Origin of the sequence: Acinetobacter sp. AL9 (genome assembly GCF_041464035.1) — a bacterium.
Taxonomy (GTDB): domain Bacteria; phylum Pseudomonadota; class Gammaproteobacteria; order Pseudomonadales; family Moraxellaceae; genus Acinetobacter; species Acinetobacter towneri.
In genome coordinates, this window is sequence record NZ_JAYFSK010000012.1 from 21,886 (window position 1) to 41,036 (window position 19,151).

The window sequence follows — 19,151 nt, forward strand, 5'->3', positions numbered from 1 at the left end:
TCTGTGTCTGTAATCACCAAGCCTCGCCCGACCTATGAGCAAGCCACTGCTATAGATAATGCACGTCTGGGCAAATCTTTTAAAGTGATTGCCTATGCAGGTACAGGTAAAACCACGACCTTACAAATGATCAGTGATGCCATGCCAGAACGGCGTGGCATGTACTTGGCATTTAACAAAGCCATTGCCGCAGAAGCACAAAGTAAATTTCATCGTCAGGTCGATTGTCGTACATTTCACTCGCTTGCATATCGCAGCGTTCCACGTGGAGTCACCGACAAATTACGCCTACCCCGTTTAAGTCCAAGTTTTATTGCCAAAGAGTATCGTTTAGAACCGATTACCCTTAGACGTATGATGGGCGGACGCTATGAAAAATATGTGTTGATGCCAAGTCGTTTAGCCAGTTTGGTGGCCAATGCCGTGAGTCATTTCTGCTCGACCAGTTCGCAATACCCTGCCCCACGACATTTACAAGCACCCAGTTGGTTGCATCCAGATGACATCGACACCTTACAAAAGCATCTTTATCCTGCGGTAGAACGACGCTGGTTGGAGTCAATTGACCCGAATCATCAGGCAGGCATTGGACACGATATTTATCTGAAACTTTGGGCCTTGTCTGAACCCAACATTCCTGCCGATTATGTGCTGTTTGACGAAGCTCAAGATGCCGACCCGCTCATGCTGGGCATTTTACTCAAGCAACGTAATACTCAAGTGATTTATGTGGGCGATGCGCATCAGCAAATCTATGCTTGGCGTGGTGCAATCAATGCCATGCAGCAATTACCTTTGCCTGAATCACGACTGACCACATCGTTCCGTTTTGGTGAAGAAATTGCCCTGACCGCCAATGCCATTTTAGGTGGGCTGAATGAAACCGTGCCACTCTTGGGCAATCCAGAATTACATTCCAAAGTGGTCAACAAACCGCATACCAAAATGCGTGATGCGATTTTATGCCGTACCAACGCCCGTGCCATGGAACTGCTACTGGCAGGTTTAGTGCATGGCGATAAAGTCAGTCTGCAAGCCGACCATGTGCGCTTAAACCGTTTTGTGGATGCTGCCGCGATGCTCAAACAAGGCAAACGTGTGACCGACGTTCCGGAACTGGCATGGTTTAACTCTTGGCATGATGTACATGAATATTGTGAAACCAACGATGGCAGCGACATTAAACCTTTGGTCAAACTGGTGGATGATCATGGTACTAATCCACTCAAACGGGCGTTGGCAAAAATCACCCCAATTGACCAAGCCGACTATATTATTTCGACAGCGCATAAAGCCAAAGGTTTAGAATGGAATCGGGTACATATTGAAGACGACTACCAATTTAAACTGAACGACAAAGAGCATAAAATTAGCGATGAAGAATTAAGATTACTGTATGTGGCATGCACACGTGCTAAAGTCAGTTTAAATATTCATCATATTTACGATTTGGTACAACAACTGAAAATAAAAATGCCGACATCGTTACGCAAAGCGGTGGGGTAATTGCAGCAGGTGCGCTATGAAAATTACATCGGTTCATTTCAGACACATCACCCATTTTGCAGACCTAAAACTCGAACTCAATTATCACGATCTTCCCATCACCCTTATTTTAGGAGACCAAAGTGCGGGGAATACTTCGCTATTACGCTTTAGTTATCAGGCACTAACCTGGTTTGCTGCACGTTATAAAGATTTACGCACTGCGGGCTTGGTCATGCAAGATCAAGATATTATGCAAACGCGCTTACAAGCAAAAATTGATGTGTGTGTGGAGATTCCAGCAGAAATAGGCAGTTTGGCAGAATCAAGCAACACGCAAATTGAAAGCACCCAACATTGTGACTGGCAATTATATAAAACCCTGAATAGTAGCGGCGTAGGAGTAAGCAAAGCAGAAACCGCCAAGCTTGAAAAAATGGTGCAGCTCTATCAACACGCCATTAAACATGACCCGATGCAAGGTCTACCGCTGATTGCCTACTACCCTGCAGAACGCTTCGTGAATGAAGTTAATTTACTCAATAAAAATAATCCGCTGATTTTACAACCTGGACATGCCTACGAAATTGCTGCGATTCCATTCACGACATTTACTCGTTTTTTTGAATGGTTGCGGGAAATTTCCGATATTGAAAATGCCCAAAGTGCGCAGCTTTTACACAAGCTATATCAGCAACAACAAAGCGAACTCGCACAAACCCTGAATCAGTCCTTATTGCATGCCTATACCCAAATGCATGCACCGAGTTTACAAGCACTGAAAGATGCCTTACAAATCGTGCTGCCTGAAATTGAAGACCTATATCTACAACATCTGCCTAAATTACAACTCATGGTGCGCTGTCAGGGCAAAGATATGCTGTATCAGCAATTGTCGAACAGTCAGCGCAACTGGATTGCTCTGGTAGGCGATATTGTACGTCGCCTCTGTTTGCTAAACCCAAACAGTTTGTATCCGTGTCGCGAGGGAGATGGTATTTTGTTGATTGACCAGATTGATCATCAGCTCGATCAACAACAGGCCGCACAAATACTGACCCGTTTACATCAAGCTTTTCCGCGCTTACAAATTATTGCCACAGGCAACCGCAGCGAACTTTTGGAACAAGCGGAACGCTTTCAATGTTTAAAACTGGAACATCAACAGCTGCATCCCATCGCATGGCAAAGTTTACAACCGCAGTTTGCAGAAATTTATGCTGATGTGCTAGAAACCACTCACACGACAGAAGACGTCAGCCTACAAGAACAAAACCCAACACAATTAGGCACGGCTGAAATTTTGCAGCAGATTCAAAACCATTTAACTGCCGAACAAAAACAGGAATTGCTGCAACGCTTACAGCAATTGGATAGTGAGCCAACACCTGATCAATTGCCTGAATCTTAATTGCCGAAGTCTTTCAAGGCATACTTGGCCAAAAAGCAAGGAAATACTTTATCCCGCATATAACAGACGGTATATAATGACTTTGCTGTATGCAAAAAAAATTGATGTTGTTTTATTCATGTAATAAAATCAGATTAATTTTGAACTTTTATAGTAAAATCCGATTTTGCTGTAGTTTTTAAAGTTGCGCAATACAACTTTTTTTATACCTTGAATAGTGTCTATTGACCTTTCAAACACGGTGAATGCTGTAAAAATGCAGCAGATGCAGATCAACTTCATCCATAGTTCAACTAGGTTGTAGATTGACGCATCTAAATATTTTTAACACAGCTTTAACCAAACCAAGCACAACCTTATTCGCTGCATCGTCAGCGAAAGATCAGCATATTTTTTGCTGCTTGAGCCGCCTAGCCATGTAAAATTATTTTTGCATGATCTTGTTTTGAGTTTAAGTTGCGACAATACGCTCATCAAAACAATAGACTACGTGTTTACTGACACGACTGATTGGCTTTCAAGATTGAATCTTTTGGATGGTGTGTTGCTGTCCTGTAATCCTTGGAAGATAAGATTCATCCTTTAGGTTTTCAACCTATTCACGACAATGGATATGAGTGTGCTACCGATTATTATATTGTTACCGTTAGTACTGGGCACAACCCTTGTCTCGTGGCTGAAACAATTTTCACGCGGGGTAACGGCTTTAGGGGCGATTGGCGTCAGTCTGAGCAGTCTTATTCTGCTCCTGACTCAAGCAAAAGCAGTCTTTAATGGCGAAACGATCATTCAAACATGGTCTTGGCTGCCACAGTTGGGGATTGATTTAAGCTTTCGTCTAGATGCGCTTGGTTTATTATTCTCCTTGCTGATCACGGGGATCGGCACACTCATTTTTATTTATGCCTATTATTATTTAAGTCCACAAAACTCGCTCAGTAAACTCTATGTTCTCCTCATGCTGTTTATGGCTGCCATGTTGGGAATTTCGCTCTCCAATAACCTGATTTTGTTGCTGACTTTTTGGGAACTGACCAGTATTTCCTCTTTCTTATTGGTGGGTTATTGGAGCAATTACGAGGCAGCACAACGCGGCTCACGTATGGCACTGACCATTACAGGCATGGGCGGACTCGCCATGCTCGGTGGTTTTGTGTTATTGGCGCAAATCACAGGCACCTATCAAATTGACCAAATCTTAATGATGACTGAACAAATTCAAAGTCATCATTTATTTGTACCAACTTTATTGCTGATTTTATTGGGTGCATTTACCAAAAGTGCGCAATTTCCGTTTCACTTCTGGCTACCCAATGCCATGGCTGCACCCACGCCTGTTTCTGCCTATCTACATTCGGCAACGATGGTCAAAGCAGGGATTTTCTTGCTGGCGCGCTTATTGCCAATTTTTGCAGGCGCAGCGTTATATCACAACCTAGTCACCTTTATTGGTCTATTTACCCTGTGTATGGCAGCATTCTTTGCCATTTTCAAAGAAGATTTAAAAGGCTTATTGGCGTATTCCACCATCAGTCATTTAGGTCTGATCATGTGCTTACTCGGCATTGGTTCACCGTTAGCAGTAGCTGCTGCAATTTTCCACATCATCAACCACGCCACCTTTAAAGCGGCCCTGTTTATGATTGCAGGAATTATCGACCACGAATCAGGCACACGTGATTTACGCAAACTTAGTGGCTTATGGCAACTATTACCCTTTACCGCCACCCTCACTATGATTACCGCGGCCTCTATGGCTGGCGTACCGTTGACCAACGGCTTTTTGTCCAAAGAAATGTTCTTCACTGAACTGGTAGCAAACTTATCTGGCCCTGTACTGTTGGTTTCTGCAATTGTTGCGACACTGGCGGGTATTTTTGCAGTGGCCTATTCAATACGTTTGGTACACGGCGTTTTCTTTGATGGTCCAATTGGTAAAGATGTCCCAAACAAAGAAGCTCACGAACCTCCGTTTGGCATGCGTGCACCCGCAACTTTATTGGCTGTTTTATGTATTTTAGTCGGCTTGATGCCTGCCTTATTGGTCGAGCATATTGTCAATAGCACGACTCGTGCCAGTACCCAACTGTCGCAGTTTGAAGGCACACATCTGGCAATTTGGCATGGCTTTAATCTTCCCCTGCTGATGAGTGTTATTGCACTGCTTGGCGGGATCATTTTCTATTTCTCGCTCGCCAAAGGTGGAAAAATCCGTGAAATTGACCTCGACCCACATTTAGGTCAATTCCAAGGCAAACTGCTGTTTGAATTATTCTTAAAACATTTGCTACAAGTTTCACGCAAAATCAAACGTAAAACCGAAAATGGTTCACTGCAAAGCTATTTGGTGTGGATCATTGCTTTTACGGTATTCATGGTCGCGCTACCATTATTCAATCAGGGATTAACAACTGGCACACGTGAACTCACACATGCGCCTATGATTGCCATTGTTTTATGGTTATTGCTGTTCTCTGCCTGCTGGATGATGCTGTGGTTCCACCATGAGCGCATCAAAGCTGTCTTAATCAGCGGTGCAGTTGGCTTGGTCGTCACCATGATGTTTGTCGGACTGTCTGCTCCCGACTTGGCACAAACTCAAATCACGGTTGATGTCGTCACCACTGTTTTATTGCTGATGAGTCTATCGCTGCTCCCACAATTGACCCCGTATGAATCTAGCCGTTCACGTCGTTGGCGAGATGCCTTCATTGCGATTGGTGGCGGCATTGGTATCGGCTGGATTGCGTGGCTGGTTATGACTCGCGACCACAATTCAATTTCATGGTTCTTTAATCAGCAATCCATTCCACTCGGTGGCGGAACCAACGTGGTCAACGTCATTTTGGTGGACTTCCGTGGTTTCGATACCTTTGGTGAAATTACCGTCTTGGGCATTGCTGCGATTGGTACGCTGTGTTTAATGGATGGTATGCGTGCGCACGGCACTATCATGACCCAAGGTTTAACCTATCGCTTTAATCCTTCACCGTTGATGCTGCGGATTACCGCCTCATGGATTTTACCTATCGCCCTTGTGGTCAGCCTGTATATTTTCTTGCGCGGTCATAACTTACCAGGCGGTGGCTTTATTGCGGGCTTAATTACCGCAATGGCGTTGATCATCCAATACATTGCGCTTGGTCAAGACCACACCGAACAAATGCTCAAAGCTAAATCTGGACGTTTATACGAAATCTGGATTGGCGTGGGTTTAAGTATTGCAGGTCTGACAGGACTTGCCGCATGGTTCTGGGGACGTCCATTCCTCACCAGCGCACATATTTATGTCAATCCTCCGATTATTGGTGAAATGCACCTCGCTTCGGCTGCCTTATTTGATGTAGGCGTGTATGTCACGGTGGTTGGTGCGGTAATGTTGATGATTTCTGTCTTGGGCGACTCACGTCACTCAGGCATGTCTGGCCCACTTCCAAAGGAGTAATGCAATGATTAGTATTGAGTTTTTAATTGCGTCTGCCATTGGAATGTTAGTCGCGACAGGAATCTATTTAATTTTACGTGCCCGTACCTTTCCTGTGGTTTTGGGCTTGGCGATGATTGGTTATGCCGTCAATATTTTCTTATTCAGCATGGGGCGTATTCAGCTCAATGCACCTGCAATTTTGACTGAAGCTTCAAAAGTCACCGACCCATTACCACAAGCCTTGGTATTAACCGCAATTGTGATTGGTTTTGCCACCACCGCATTTATTGTGCAATTGGCGCTGCGTAGCCGTTATGAAACAGGGACAGACCACGTCGATGCCAAAGAAGAACATCCACTGCTTGACCCACGTGAGGATGAGCCATAATGACTGATTTCCTCCAATTTTGGCTACAGCATTCACCTATTTTTAGCATCCTGATTCCAACCTTTACCGCATTTATTTTAGTGCTATTAGGCAATCCGGGCTTTGGTTCACTCTCACATGACTGGCGTCAGCCATGGCGTCGTGGCATTAGCTATCTTTCTGCCACACTCGGTTTAGTCACTGCAATTAGCTATTTAATTCAAGTCAGCAGTGGGCAAATTATTATTTATAATTTGAGCGAATGGGCCGCCCCGTTTGGCATTATTTTAGTGCTAGATCAACTGTCTGCCCTCATGTTGGTACTGACTTATTCACTTGCCTTGCCATTACTGTGGTTTTCCAGCAAAACATGGGATGAACGTGGTCGCTATTTTCATACCATGGTGCATTTCCTACTCATGGGACTTTGCGGTGCATTCCTCACAGGCGACTTATTTAACCTGTTCGTATTTTTTGAAATCTTGTTGCTCGCCTCGTATGTGTTGTTATTGCACGGTCAAGGCAAAGCACGTTTTCAACTCGGGATTCATTACGTCACCATCAACCTGTTGGCCTCTGCCCTGTTCCTAATTGGTTTAGGGATGATTTACGGCAGTGTCGGCAGTTTAAATATGACCGATGTGGCGCGTCTGATTCCGCTACTCGATGCTGATGCACATAAAATTGCGGTGGCAGGTGGCTTACTGTTATTTGTGGTGTTTGGTATTAAAGCCGCCATGCTTCCTGTCGGTTTCTGGCTACCTAAAACCTATGCCGTGGCGACAACCCCTGTGGCAGCCTTATTCACTATCATGACCAAAGTCGGTGTGTATGCCATTTTGCGGGTCAATGGAACCGTATTTGATGATGCGCTGAGCCATAAAATCCTACAAGACTGGTTACTGCCGATTGGTCTAATTACCTCACTGTATGGGGTCATAGGCGCAATTGGTGCAGAGCGCTTACGTCGTTTTGTCGGTTTTATGGTGCTGTCTTCAATTGGTACGATCCTGATTGCCATTTCGATGATGAACACACAGGCATGGTCAGCTGCACTGTATTACTTGGTACACAGTACCTTAATTGCAGCGGCTTTCTATTTGCTGTGCGGCTGGATTACCTCACAACGTGGCGCATTTAAAGATCACTTCAATATTGCCCCACAAATGAAGCAACATAAAGTATTGGCAATCACGTACTTCATGATCGCCTTAATGATGGCAGGTTTACCACCGTTTAGTGGCTTTTTGGGTAAAGTCTTTATTTTACAAGCCACCGCCAATATGGCACATCAGGGCTGGATTATTGGCATCATTCTCTTAGTCAGCTTACTCAGTATTATTGCGTTCACCCGTGTCGGCTTTATTTTATTTTGGCGCGCGACCAAACCTGAAGATGATGTACAAACTGAAGCCTATTATGAATATCAGGCACTACCTGCGATTGCACCGCCCCGCAATGACCGTGTCATTTATTTACTGCTGACGGGTTTAGTGCTGTACGTGGTATTTGCCAATCCAATTCAACAATATATGCTGAATACTGCACAGCAGATTCAACATAATGCGGCCTATGAAGCACTGATTCTGAAAAAAGACCGTGCTGCAAATGTGATTAGCGTACAACCTTATGATCCATTGTACTTACCTGAAACCAAGTACGGTGGCGAAGCAATTGACACCAATGCACATTTAATTCCCTATGTGATTGATCCAAACACCTTGGAAGGCGAGCATATTTCTGACTATAAACAACGTCAGATTCAACAGCAAAATCGTGAGGAAGCACAGCAACCTAGCGATACTCAACTCAAACCTGCGGAGCCCTAAACATGCAAAAAACGAGACCAAAAACTTCGTTTTGGGATAACCTGCTGCCACACCCGTTTGTATCTGTCTTGGTGGCACTGAGTTGGCTGATGTTGGCGCATAGTGTTTCTGCAGGGAATCTGTTGATGGCACTGGTCTTGGCGCTCTTGATTCCCAAACTGATCCAGCCCTTTATTGCGCGTACACCAGACATCAACTGGACTGCAGCCATTCGCTTATTCTTCGTGGTGGTCTGGGATATTATGATTTGTAATATTCGTGTCGCAAAACTGGTACTTGGCCCAACAGACCGTATGCAGCCAAAATGGTTCCGTGTCCCTCTCGAAACACAACACGAACAGGTCAACAGTATTTTGGCGATGATCATTACCACCACACCAGGCACGGTTACAGCAGGTATTGACCAAGACCGTGGCGATATTTTGGTGCATGCCTTAAACACTGCAGATGAAAGTGTAGATATTCAAGACATCAAAAATCGTTATGAAAAACCGCTGATTGAAATTTTTGGTGCACAGTCAGGAGAAAAGCAATGATGATTCTGCCTTATGCACTTGGAATCTGCATGGTTGCGATTACGCTGTCCATGTTTATGTGCCTATATCGCCTGATTATTGGCCCTTCAATTGTAGACCGCCTGTTGGCTTTGGATACCTTGTTTTTAAATGCAACCTGCTTGGTAGTGGTTCTGGGTATCTATTGGACCAGTACCTCATTATTTGAAGGTGCGTTATTGGTGGCGATGCTAGGCTTTGTGTCTACTGCAGCACTGGCGCGTTACTTCACCAGTGGTCATGTGATTGATTAAGGAGAATGAACATGCAATTACTCATGGAAATTTTAGTATCATTCTTTTTAATTATTGGCGCATTTTTCATGTTGGTGGGCGGCATTGGCATGGTTCGCCTACCCGACTTATTTATGCGACTACATGCCCCTACAAAATCCAGTACTTTAGGACTGGGAAGTTTCTTAATTGCAGCCATTATTTATGCGGCATTTGAAGGACGATTTGGCTTTGCCGAAGTCTTAATCACCCTATTTGCATTTATTACCGCACCTGTTTCTGCCAATTTAATGGCACAGGCAGCACTACATTTACGTTTACGCTCGATGAGTGGCAATGTGCCTGAAACCTTAGATCGTCCATTACCGTGGCAACGCCAACGTCGTAATTTACGTCGTTATGAAAAAAAGTCTCATGATGATTTGGTCTAGAATATTAGTCAGGCATTAAAGAAAAGCATCGTATCGGATATAACCTTGCTTACATTGCAAAAGCTCAAACATGATAGACAAAAAAATGCCACCCGAAGGTGGCATTTTTTATCATCACTGATTTATTCTTCATCTTGCTTAGGTGCTGCAGGAGGTAAATCTTTTACCGCTTCTGCAATCAAACCAAACATATAGTTACCATAAGCATTGGTTTTATCGTAGTGAAAACGCAAACGTGGGGTAATACGTGTCTTAATACGACGGCTTAACTCATGGCGTAAGAAGCCTGATGCTTTGTTCAATACATCCAAGGTTTCTTTATTTGCCGCTTCGCTTTGCTCATCGCCTAATTCACGTCCCATGACGGTCACGTACACTTCAGCATATCCTAAGTCTGGGCTCACCTTCACCGCAGAGATGGTCACAAGACCACCTAAGCGTGGATCTTTCAGCTCTTGGCGAATCAGTTCTGACAGCTCACGCTGTACTGTATCCGCCATACGCTTCAGACGTTGACTACCCGCCATTAAAGACTCCGTTTAATCAATTGAACATCGTACACTTCAATCTTATCAAGTGGTTTGATGTCTTTATAGCCTTTTACTGCAAGACCACATTCCATACCTGCGCGAACTTCTTCCACCACGTCTTTATAACGACGAAGTGACTCAAGCTCACCTTGGAATACCACCACGTCATCACGTAATACGCGAATTGGTTTGTTACGGTGAAGTACGCCTTCAAGTACCATACAACCTGCAGCTGCACCAAACTTACTTGAGTGGAACACTTCACGCACTTCTGCAACACCCAAAATAGTTTCACGGTGTTCAGGTGCAAGCTTACCGCTCATCGCATCTTTCACATCATCAATTAATTGATAGATGATGCTGTAGTAACGAATGTCAATACCATCCGCATCGGCTTTTTGACGCGCAGTATTGTCAGCACGTACGTTAAAGCCCAGTAATACGGCTTCTGAAGATTCTGCAAGCGTAACGTCAGACTCGGTGATCGCACCTACGCCTGAACCAATCACACGTACACGTACTTCATCGGTAGATAACTCGCCCAAGGCAACAATCAAGGCTTCCAAAGTACCACGTACATCGGTCTTCAATACCACATTGACAAATGGAACGTCTTTTTTGCCCATTGATGCCATGATGTTTTCAAGACGCATCGCACTTTGACGCTCAAGACGTTTTTGACGCTCACGATCCATACGCGCATCGGCAACTTCACGTGCTTTCTTCTCATCATTAACAACAAGAACTTCGTCACCCGCCATTGGCGCTTCAGGTAAACCTAAAATTTCAACTGGAATTGAAGGACCTGCAGACTTAATACGCTTACCGTTTTCATCAGTCATGGCACGAACGCGACCATAAGATGAACCTGCAAGTACCAAGTCACCTACATTCAAAGTACCGTTTTGTACCAGAATTGAAGTCACTGCACCGCGACCTTTATCTACACGCGCTTCAATCACCACACCTTGCGCTGCACCTTCTTCAGATGCTTTCAATTCCATCATTTCTGCTTGAATTGAAATTAAGTCAAGAAGTTCATCAATACCTTGACCTGAATGCGCTGAAACCATTGCAACTGGTACGTCACCACCCCATTGTTCAGGTACGATTTCTTTGGTGGTCAATTCATTCAATACGCGGTCTGGATCAGCCGATTCTTTGTCCATTTTGTTAATGGCAACAATAATTGGCGTACCCGCTGCACGCGCATGGTCAATCGCTTCTGCAGTTTGTGGCATCACACCATCATCTGCCGCAACGACCAATACCACGATATCTGTTGCTTTCGCACCACGTGAACGCATTGCAGTAAACGCTGCGTGTCCCGGTGTATCTAAGAAGGTGATAATGCCTTTGTCGGTTTGTACGTGGTATGCACCAATGTGCTGGGTAATACCACCTGCTTCGCCTGCAGCCACTTTGGCACGACGAATACGGTCAAGTAATGATGTCTTACCATGGTCAACGTGACCCATGATGGTCACCACTGGTGGACGTGTCGTTTGAACACCACGTGCCTCTTCAGCCGCTTCGAGTAAGTTATCTTCAGCTTGCGTATCCGATACTAGAACTGGGTTGTGGCCCATTTCTTCAACTACAAGTGCCGCAACTTCTTGCTCAATCGCTTGGTTTTGCGTAACTAACTCACCCATTTTCATGAGTGATTTAATCACTTCACGTACTTTAACTGCCATTTTTGCAGCCAAGTCTGCAACCACAATCGTTGCACCAATTTCAACATCATAAACTTGTTTTTTAACTGGTTTTTCAAAGCCGTGCTTGTTGGCTTGGCTCGTTTTCAAACCGCGTTTATGTGGGTTTTGGCTGAAAGATTGCTCTTCCTGACCGCGACGACCACCTTTTTTCGGTGAACGTGTATTGGTGCTACTGGTACCACGCTTGATTTCGCGGTCTTCTTTGGCAAATGAATCTTCATAAGCCTGACCCACAAGACCAGCCGCCAATGGAGAATCATCTACCACGCGAATAGTAGCTGTTGCATCTTCATTTGAGTATTTAGATGCCATCTGACGCATTTGCTCAAGCGTACGTTGCTGCGCTTCTTCAGCCGCTTTACGACGTGCTGCTTCTTCAGTCGCTTTCAATTGAGCTGCTTGCGCTTCACGTGCTTTCTTTTGCTCAGGCGTTTCAGTGACCTTCACTGCTTGCTTCACAATTGGCTTGTTGGTTGACTTACGTTTCACCACAACCGCAGCTTTCGCAACTTCTTGCTTGGCTGTTTCTTGCTTCGCTGCTGCACGCATTGCATCTAAAGCTTGTTTCGCTTTTGCAGCACCTGCTTGAGGCGCGTCTGCTTTCGCTTTGCTCTTTTCTGCCACGTCACGTGCTTGCTGTTCTGTTTGCGCTTTTTCAGCTGCTTCCGCCTGTGCTTTTGCCAGTGCTTCCGCTTTAATCTGTTCAGGATCAGGCTTTACAAATGTATGCTTCTTACGAACTTCTACATTAATCGTTTTCGCTTTGCCCGAAGTACTTGCCACTTTAGCGGTACTGGTGGTTTTACGTTTCAACGTGATTTGTCCTGCATTACCCTCTTGACCGTGAACCTTTTTTAAATGGTTCACTAGGGTACTTTGTTGTTCAGTGGAAATAATATCGTCAGCCTTACGCTGTGGTAAACCTGCGTCACGAACCTGTTCCAGGAGTTTCTCAACTGGACGACCTACACTGAGCGCTAACTCTTTAATCGACTTGTCCGTCATATATTACCTCCTAGTTAAACCATGATTCGCGCGCTTTCATAATCAATTGACCCGCTTTATCTGTACCTAGACCTTCAATATCTTCGATATCGTCAGTCGCTTGGTCAGCTAAATCATCAACTGTGATGACACCACGAGCGGCAAGCGCATAAGCGATCTCTTGTGTCATGCCTTCCATTGCTAGAAGTTCTGCACTCGGATCTTGGATATTTTCTTGCTGTTGCAATGCGTCTGCCAATGCCACTTCTTTGGCACGACCTTGTAACATTTCAACAATTTCTTCATCTAAATCAATTTCGTCAAATGTTTCCGCAGGAACATACGCAATTTCTTCTAATGAAGTGAAGCCCATTTCTACCAATGCCATCGCCAAATCTTCAGCAATGTCTAGACGTGAAACAAACAAGTCTAAGTATTGTTGCGCTTCATTTTGCTGACGTGCGTGATACTCTTCTTCAAGCATCATGTTCAGCTTATAACCTGTGAGTTCAGAGGCTAAACGTACGTTTTGACCTTGTGAACCAATTGCACGTGCCAACTGATCGCTGGTTGCGAAAATAATGTCGGCAGTACGTTCTTCTTCATCAATCACAATACCCGATACATCGGCTGGCTCTAAAGCACTGGCGATATATTGTGCTGGATCATCAGACCACACCACAACATCAATACGCTCACCATTTAACTCTTGCTGTACCGCTTGGATACGTGTACCACGCATACCAATACATGCACCTACAGGGTCAATACGATGGTCGTTGGTTTTTACTGCAATTTTTGCACGTACACCTGGCTGACGCGCTGCGGCTTTAATTTCGATGATTTCTTCAGAAATTTCTGGAATTTCTTTTTTCATCAACGCAATCAGCATTTCAGGCTTAGCACGTGACAACAACAATTGAGCACCACGACCTTCACGGTTCACACTGTACAAAATTGCATTCACACGCTGCTTAGGACGCAAAATTTCTTTGGCAATCATTTCTTCACGCGCCAAATATGCTTCTGCATTGTCGCCTAAATCAATAATAAAGCCATCTTTGGTTTGCTTTTTCACTTCACCGTAAATCAGCTCGCCTACTTTAGCTTCATAAGCATCTGCAACCAACGCGCGTTCTGCTTCACGAATTTTTTGCACAATCACTTGCTTGGCAATTTGCGCAGCAATACGACCGAAGTCAATTGACTCAACTTCAAGTTCGCGAATATCACCAATTGACCACTTTGCAGGATCTACATCAGAAATTGCATCTTGGCATGCAGGCATTTCATGATCTTCATCTGCCACCACTTCCCACTGACGGAAAGTTCTGTAGTCACCTGTTTTACGATCAATTTCCACACGTAAGCGTGCTTCTTCTGAGTTTGTGCCTTCGTAGAATTTCTTTTTCGTCGCAGCAACAAGAGCCTGTTCAAGCGCCTCAAAAATTGCCTCACGACTTACACCTTTTTCGTTACTAACCGTTTCAACGACGGTAAGAATTTCACGTGCCATAAGTCACCTATTCGTTCAGATTCTTATTAATTTGATTAATCTTGGTAAATCAGGTTTGCTTTATCAATATTGTGACTGTCAATCTCCAATACCTGCTGTTTTTCCACTTCGACCTGAATGGTTTCATTTTCCAGATCTACAGCAACCAATTTCGCTTGAAATTTACGACGATTTTCTACAGCACTGATTAAACGTAACGCAATGGTTTGCCCAATATATGCAGGCAATTGCTCTAATTGGAAAAATGGACGATCCCAACCCGGAGAGGATACTTCAAGTGCATATTCACCTGAAATTGGATCATGCACATCAAGCATTGCACCAACTTGCTGGGTTACACGTACACAATCTTGCACACCAATACCACGACCTTGCTCTAATTCGCCATCTTCATTTAAGACAGGTTCTGCATTTTCATCGACAGCTTTGTCGATATAAATACGTAACAAAGAACGCTTACCTTGTGGAATAAACTCGATTCCCCAAAGATCCACATCACATGCTTGCACTGCTGGCGCAATTAAGTCCTGAAGTGCTTGAGTTTTATTTGATAGCTTCATTTACTCTCGTCATTCTGCTGCGGTTCAATGGTCTTATTTGACCACTACACATTCATACAAACTATAGTAGTAGTGAAACATGACACTTTGACTTTAGGCCGCGCACGGCTTGTATCGACACTACACGATAGCCAATAAAAAAGGGCGTAATCGCCCCTATTCTTGCACAGTAAAACCAATATCCACTGTGCAAAAAGGCCCACCTAGTTGTGAGCCTCTTTAGAAACTTGGTTGCGGGGATTAGACTAAATCTAACCATCTTTGCTAGTTTATTATGCTGAATTCAATCAACTAAAACTAACGTACCACACCATTAGAAACTTGGTAGCGGGAGCTGGATTTGAACCAACGACCTTCGGGTTATGAGCCCGACGAGCTACCAGACTGCTCCATCCCGCATCAACGTGCAAAAATTATATACAAATATGAATAAGTTTTCAATCAAACTTAGCATTTTTGCCTGACTTAAGTTGCACCTTAGTCAGTATAAAGCGTAAAACTCATATTAGAGCATAATCACACTTTTAAAATATTGGTAGCGGGAGCTGGATTTGAACCAACGACCTTCGGGTTATGAGCCCGACGAGCTACCAGACTGCTCCATCCCGCAACAACATGTAAATACTTATCTCAACCTAAAATAATTTAAGTTGCCTACGCTTAATTCACGATAAGCTTAGGATTGATTGGTAGCGGGAGCTGGATTTGAACCAACGACCTTCGGGTTATGAGCCCGACGAGCTACCAGACTGCTCCATCCCGCATCAACAGATTTGCTGCTTAACACCAACTTATGTTTTCTGGATTATAAGTTGGTGCGGAAGGGGGGACTTGAACCCCCACGCCCGAAAGCACTACCACCTCAAGGTAGCGTGTCTACCAATTCCACCACCACCGCAGCTGTGACGCATTCTAGTCGCATCATGCGAAAAAAGAAAGTGCTAAATAAAATTATTCAGCGCTTTTAGGCGCAGTTGGTGAAGTTTCAGGCGATACTGGCTGTGCAGGTGCAGTCGTTTGTACAGTCTGCAAACTATATGCACCTGTGGTTTGTTTCTTGGCAAACACCGCTAAAGTTAAACTGGTTGCAAAAAACAATGCTGTTAAAATTGCCGTTAAACGGGTTAAAAAGTTACCTGAGCCTGACGCACCAAATACGGTTGCCGCACCACCGCCACCAAAAGAAGCGCCTGCATCTGCACCTTTACCATGCTGAACCAAAATTAGTCCAATCATTAAAATGGCTAAGATAATATGTACTACCAGCACAAATGTTTGCATGCTGAACTCCTCATTATTGTGTATTTGCAAAGGCTTGCGCAATTTGATGGAACGATGCCGCATTTAAGGATGCACCACCGACCAAAGCACCATTAATGTCTGGGCAGGCTGCTAACTCTACGGCATTTTCTGGTTTTACACTACCACCATATAAAATCGGTAGAGTCACCGCATAAGCGGTGATTTGGCTTAAACCTTCACGGATTTTTGCATGCATGGTTTGCGCATCTTCAGGTGATGCGGTCTTGCCTGTACCAATTGCCCAAATAGGTTCATACGCAATCACTATCTGTTGCCATTGCTCAGCGTCAACCACAGCAGCAATATCACAAATTTGTTGCAAAACAACTTGCTCTGCCTGACCGCTTTCACGTTGTTGCAGACTTTCACCCACACAATAAATAACTGTCAAACCTGCCTGCAAGGCATTTTTAACTTTTTCATTCAAAATGCTTGGTGTGTCTGCAAAAAGTTCACGACGTTCTGAATGCCCAACCAATACATAATCAATTTGACTGTCTTTTAGCAATTCTGCACTGACTTCGCCTGTATATGCACCCAAACCCGCAATACGGGAAAGGTCTTGTGCAACGGTATAGACAGGACGTACTGCTTCGCTCAATGCAGCTTGAATTTGAGTTAAAGCCAAAGTGACAGGTGCAATCCCCAAATGACACTTTTCAGCCTCTACAGGGCTGTCTTGTAATAATGTTTTAAATTCAGAAATAAGTTGCTGAGCATCGGCATGTATCGGATTCATCTTCCAATTGCCAACCACCCAAGGCTTAATCGTCGTAGCCGACATAGAATAACCTGCAAAAACAATTCATTTAATCGCGCACATTCTACACGCAAATCACATTTCTGCTGAGTTTTTTGTACAAGCTTTGCATCAAACTGCTGCATGAAGTATCTTTTCATGGCAGGACTTACAATTTTTTTAGCAGATTAATGTAACTGGTTCATGCTTTTAGGCGATACTTAGGTGGTGACAGCACTTTCAGATATGGTATTTTTGTGCAACAAAAGTATAATTTTAAGATACCAATTATAAACAATCTTGATTTTGAGGACGTTGGGGAATGTCAGTACAACAAGCTACACCTAGATTTACAGGTTTTATTCGACGTTTGGTCGAAGATGGGCTCGTTTCTGCTGAAAATATGCAAACCGCCATTAAAGCCGCACAAAAAGATAATGTTGATATTGTTCCCTATCTCATTCAAAACCTAAATATCGCGCCTTTAATCATTGCTGAAAAAATTTCTAATGAGTTTGGCGAACCTATTTTTGATTTAAGCGTGTATGACTCTGCGCTCATCGTGCGTGAAGGCATTGATGAAAAACTGTTCAGCAAATATTGCATATTGCCTATTTTTAAACGCAATCATCTGCTTTATGTTGCAACCAGTAACCCGACCAATATCGAAGCAATGGATGCCATTCGTTTCAACAGTAAAATGAATATTGAAGCCATTGTGGTCGAACACGATAAATTGGTAAAACTGATTGAACAAAACTTTGCGAGTGAGTCTGCTTTTGAATTTGAAGATGATGACTTCGATCTCAACTTTGAAGAGGGTAACAGCGAACCAGAACAAGCTGCAGAAGATGAACCGCAGGGTGATGAATCCCCAATTGTTAAATACATCAACAAATTACTGATTGATGCAATTCGCATGGGTGCTTCGGACTTACACTTTGAACCGTATGAAAAAACCTATCGAGTGCGTTACCGTGTCGATGGTGTATTACGTCAAATTGCCACCCCACCCTTACAGTTAGCTAACCGCTTGGCATCACGTTTAAAAGTGATGTCCCAAATGGACATTTCTGAAAAGCGTGTCCCGCAAGATGGTCGTATTAAATTAAAACTATCTAAAAATAAATCCATCGACTTCCGTGTGAACTCGTTGCCAACATTGTTCGGTGAAAAAATCGTACTGCGTATTCTTGACCCATCTAGCGCGATGCTTGGGATTGACGCTTTGGGCTATGAACCAGAACAAAAAGAATTGTTCATGGAAGCCTTAGAAAAACCGCAAGGCATGTTACTGATTACAGGTCCAACGGGTTCGGGTAAAACGGTATCGCTATATACAGGCTTAAATATCTTAAACAGAGAAGATACCAACATTTCCACTGCCGAAGACCCTGTGGAAATTAACTTAGAAGGCATCAACCAGGTTAACGTCAACAATAAAGTGGGCTTAACCTTCGCTGCCGCTCTGAAATCTTTCTTACGTCAAGACCCTGATATTGTCATGGTGGGTGAGATTCGTGACCTTGAAACTGCAGAAATTGCAATTAAAGCAGCCCAAACAGGTCACATGGTTTTATCTACCCTCCACACCAACAGTGCGCCAGAAACTTTAACGCGTTTACGCAATATGGGCGTTCCTTCCTTTAACATCGCAACTTCGGTAAACCTCGTCATTGCACAGCGTTTGGCACGACGCCTATGCCCGCATTGCAAAGCTCCTTCCGATATTCCAAAACAAAGCTTATTGGAAATGGGCTTTACTGAAGCCGATTTGAGCAATCCAGAATTTCAGGTCTATCAACCTGTAGGCTGTTCTGAATGCCGTGAAGGTTATAAAGGACGTGTTGGTGTTTATGAAGTGATGAAAGTCACACCAGAAATTTCTAGAATTATTATGGAGGATGGTAATGCCATCCAAATTGCTGATGCGTCAGCAAAATCGGGGTTTAACAATCTGCGTCGTTCGGGGTTACTTAAGGTCATGCAGGGGGTGACTTCATTGCAAGAAGTCAATCGTGTGACCAGTGAATAGTTGTAAAATTTAAAATAAGGATAAATACGC

The 19,151-nt window shown here is 43.9% G+C and carries 15 protein-coding genes and 4 tRNA genes; 9 read left to right on the top strand and 10 right to left on the bottom strand.

The annotated features are described in order from the left end of the window. Positions 1-3 precede the first annotated feature (3 nt). From ACEO2X_RS04450 to ACEO2X_RS04485, 8 genes are all read left to right on the top strand, one after another. Entirely contained in the window at positions 4-1,506 is a 1,503-nt protein-coding gene (locus tag ACEO2X_RS04450) for a UvrD-helicase domain-containing protein (protein ID WP_004975892.1), read from the top strand. Between the two features lie 16 nt (positions 1,507-1,522). Further along, positions 1,523-2,896: an AAA family ATPase gene (locus ACEO2X_RS04455; RefSeq protein WP_371971128.1), complete on the top strand. Its 1,374-nt coding sequence runs from the start codon at positions 1,523-1,525 to the stop codon at positions 2,894-2,896. A gap of 607 nt (positions 2,897-3,503) precedes the next feature. Beyond that, positions 3,504-6,341 carry a monovalent cation/H+ antiporter subunit A gene (locus ACEO2X_RS04460; RefSeq protein WP_096901338.1) on the top strand — a complete coding sequence of 946 codons (2,838 nt, stop codon included), beginning with the start codon at positions 3,504-3,506 and terminating at the stop codon, positions 6,339-6,341. Between the two features lie 4 nt (positions 6,342-6,345). Then, complete coding sequence (locus tag ACEO2X_RS04465; protein WP_004975886.1) at positions 6,346-6,711, top strand: Na+/H+ antiporter subunit C; 366 nt, start codon at positions 6,346-6,348, stop codon at positions 6,709-6,711. Further along, a complete protein-coding gene (locus tag ACEO2X_RS04470; protein ID WP_371971129.1) occupies positions 6,711-8,519 on the top strand; it encodes a monovalent cation/H+ antiporter subunit D in 1,809 nt (602 codons plus the stop codon). The genes ACEO2X_RS04465 and ACEO2X_RS04470 overlap by 1 nt, the downstream gene beginning before the upstream one ends. A 2-nt stretch (positions 8,520-8,521) precedes the next feature. Beyond that, positions 8,522-9,055, top strand: coding sequence for a Na+/H+ antiporter subunit E (locus tag ACEO2X_RS04475; protein WP_004975882.1), 534 nt, complete (start codon positions 8,522-8,524; stop codon positions 9,053-9,055). Next, positions 9,052-9,327: a monovalent cation/H+ antiporter subunit F gene (locus tag ACEO2X_RS04480; protein WP_004975880.1), complete on the top strand. Its 276-nt coding sequence runs from the start codon at positions 9,052-9,054 to the stop codon at positions 9,325-9,327. Before ACEO2X_RS04475 ends, ACEO2X_RS04480 begins: the two co-directional genes overlap by 4 nt. An 11-nt stretch (positions 9,328-9,338) precedes the next feature. Continuing rightward, the gene (locus tag ACEO2X_RS04485; protein ID WP_004975877.1) at positions 9,339-9,737 is read left to right on the top strand and encodes a Na+/H+ antiporter subunit G; all 399 of its coding nucleotides are present in this window, start codon (positions 9,339-9,341) and stop codon (positions 9,735-9,737) included. A gap of 122 nt (positions 9,738-9,859) precedes the next feature. Here the strand turns inward: ACEO2X_RS04485 and ACEO2X_RS04490 are convergent, their stop codons facing one another. The 10 genes from ACEO2X_RS04490 to tpiA form a co-directional block, all read right to left on the bottom strand. Beyond that, complete coding sequence (locus tag ACEO2X_RS04490) at positions 9,860-10,264, bottom strand: ribosome-binding factor A (protein WP_019836077.1); 405 nt, start codon at positions 10,262-10,264, stop codon at positions 9,860-9,862. Further along, complete coding sequence (gene infB / locus ACEO2X_RS04495) at positions 10,264-12,990, bottom strand: translation initiation factor IF-2 (RefSeq protein ID WP_371971130.1); 2,727 nt, start codon at positions 12,988-12,990, stop codon at positions 10,264-10,266. The genes ACEO2X_RS04490 and infB overlap by 1 nt, the downstream gene beginning before the upstream one ends. A 10-nt stretch (positions 12,991-13,000) precedes the next feature. After that, positions 13,001-14,485 (bottom strand): transcription termination factor NusA, encoded by a 1,485-nt coding sequence (gene nusA / locus ACEO2X_RS04500; protein WP_004975873.1) that lies wholly within the window; start codon positions 14,483-14,485, stop codon positions 13,001-13,003. A 35-nt stretch (positions 14,486-14,520) separates the two neighbouring features. Next, positions 14,521-15,045: a ribosome maturation factor RimP gene (rimP, locus tag ACEO2X_RS04505; RefSeq protein ID WP_004975871.1), complete on the bottom strand. Its 525-nt coding sequence runs from the start codon at positions 15,043-15,045 to the stop codon at positions 14,521-14,523. 322 nt (positions 15,046-15,367) lie between these two features. Further along, positions 15,368-15,444: transfer RNA gene (locus tag ACEO2X_RS04510), tRNA-Met, on the bottom strand. 134 nt (positions 15,445-15,578) lie between these two features. After that, a tRNA-Met gene (locus tag ACEO2X_RS04515) sits at positions 15,579-15,655 on the bottom strand. Between the two features lie 77 nt (positions 15,656-15,732). Then, positions 15,733-15,809, bottom strand: a tRNA-Met gene (locus tag ACEO2X_RS04520). A gap of 49 nt (positions 15,810-15,858) precedes the next feature. Continuing rightward, positions 15,859-15,943, bottom strand: a tRNA-Leu gene (locus ACEO2X_RS04525). A 53-nt stretch (positions 15,944-15,996) separates the two neighbouring features. Beyond that, complete coding sequence (gene secG, locus ACEO2X_RS04530) at positions 15,997-16,326, bottom strand: preprotein translocase subunit SecG (RefSeq protein WP_004975868.1); 330 nt, start codon at positions 16,324-16,326, stop codon at positions 15,997-15,999. Positions 16,327-16,339: 13 nt separating this feature from the next. Beyond that, positions 16,340-17,131 carry a triose-phosphate isomerase gene (tpiA, locus tag ACEO2X_RS04535; protein ID WP_019836081.1) on the bottom strand — a complete coding sequence of 264 codons (792 nt, stop codon included), beginning with the start codon at positions 17,129-17,131 and terminating at the stop codon, positions 16,340-16,342. A 277-nt stretch (positions 17,132-17,408) separates the two neighbouring features. Between tpiA and pilB the strand changes: the two genes are divergently transcribed. Then, the gene (gene pilB / locus ACEO2X_RS04540) at positions 17,409-19,121 is read left to right on the top strand and encodes a type IV-A pilus assembly ATPase PilB (protein WP_178318340.1); all 1,713 of its coding nucleotides are present in this window, start codon (positions 17,409-17,411) and stop codon (positions 19,119-19,121) included. Positions 19,122-19,151 lie beyond the last annotated feature (30 nt).

Coding starts and splice junctions, on each gene's coding strand:
- ACEO2X_RS04455 (WP_371971128.1), top strand. CDS start 1,523: ATGAAAATTACATCGGTTCATTTCAGACACATCACCCATTTTGCAGAC.
- ACEO2X_RS04460 (WP_096901338.1), top strand. CDS start 3,504: ATGGATATGAGTGTGCTACCGATTATTATATTGTTACCGTTAGTACTG.
- ACEO2X_RS04465 (WP_004975886.1), top strand. CDS start 6,346: ATGATTAGTATTGAGTTTTTAATTGCGTCTGCCATTGGAATGTTAGTC.
- ACEO2X_RS04470 (WP_371971129.1), top strand. CDS start 6,711: ATGACTGATTTCCTCCAATTTTGGCTACAGCATTCACCTATTTTTAGC.
- ACEO2X_RS04475 (WP_004975882.1), top strand. CDS start 8,522: ATGCAAAAAACGAGACCAAAAACTTCGTTTTGGGATAACCTGCTGCCA.
- ACEO2X_RS04480 (WP_004975880.1), top strand. CDS start 9,052: ATGATGATTCTGCCTTATGCACTTGGAATCTGCATGGTTGCGATTACG.
- ACEO2X_RS04485 (WP_004975877.1), top strand. CDS start 9,339: ATGCAATTACTCATGGAAATTTTAGTATCATTCTTTTTAATTATTGGC.
- ACEO2X_RS04490 (WP_019836077.1), bottom strand. CDS start 10,264: ATGGCGGGTAGTCAACGTCTGAAGCGTATGGCGGATACAGTACAGCGT.
- infB (WP_371971130.1), bottom strand. CDS start 12,990: ATGACGGACAAGTCGATTAAAGAGTTAGCGCTCAGTGTAGGTCGTCCA.
- nusA (WP_004975873.1), bottom strand. CDS start 14,485: ATGGCACGTGAAATTCTTACCGTCGTTGAAACGGTTAGTAACGAAAAA.
- rimP (WP_004975871.1), bottom strand. CDS start 15,045: ATGAAGCTATCAAATAAAACTCAAGCACTTCAGGACTTAATTGCGCCA.
- secG (WP_004975868.1), bottom strand. CDS start 16,326: ATGCAAACATTTGTGCTGGTAGTACATATTATCTTAGCCATTTTAATG.
- tpiA (WP_019836081.1), bottom strand. CDS start 17,131: ATGTCGGCTACGACGATTAAGCCTTGGGTGGTTGGCAATTGGAAGATG.
- pilB (WP_178318340.1), top strand. CDS start 17,409: ATGTCAGTACAACAAGCTACACCTAGATTTACAGGTTTTATTCGACGT.